The sequence below is a fragment of the Mesorhizobium sp. Cs1321R2N1 genome (assembly GCF_037179725.1).
In the GTDB taxonomy this organism is placed as follows: domain Bacteria; phylum Pseudomonadota; class Alphaproteobacteria; order Rhizobiales; family Rhizobiaceae; genus Mesorhizobium; species Mesorhizobium salmacidum.
In genome coordinates, this window is sequence record NZ_JAPYKP010000336.1 from 1 (window position 1) to 517 (window position 517).

1 protein-coding gene is annotated in these 517 nt (G+C 62.9%); it reads left to right on the top strand.

Annotated elements, in window-relative coordinates; genetic code table 11:
* Positions 1–517, top strand: a 517-nt coding sequence (locus tag O7A61_RS32360) for a helix-turn-helix domain-containing protein (RefSeq protein ID WP_337133200.1), incomplete at both ends; no start/stop codon positions are given.

A 517-nucleotide genomic window follows, 5' to 3' on the forward strand; every position in this document is an offset into this window, starting at 1 on the left:
TTCATCGCCCGGCTGCTGGACGGCGAGAAGATGGCCGTGCTTTGCCGGGAGTTCGATATCTCGCGCAAGACCGGCTACAAGATCCTCACGCGCTACAACGACAGCGGCCTGGAGGGGCTGACGGATCGATCGCGCCGGCCGTACCGCCACGCCAATCAGCTTCCGTTTCAACTCGAGAAGCTGATTGTGCGCCTCAAGCAGGACAAGCCGACATGGGGTGCGCCGAAGATACGCGAGCGGCTGGCTCGGCTCTACCCGGATGTGCACAGGCCTGCGATCTCGACGGTGCATGCGGTTCTCGACCGGCATGGCATGGTCGAGCGCCGCAAGCGAAGGCGCAACAGGGCGACGGGGACACCGCTTTCAAACGGCTATCGGCCCAATGATCTTTGGTGTGCCGATTACAAGGGCGAGTTCATGCTCGCCGACCGGCGCTATTGCTATCCGCTGACCATCACCGACTTCGCCAGCCGCTATCTCATCGCCTGCGAGGCGCTCTCGACCACGAAGGAAGCCT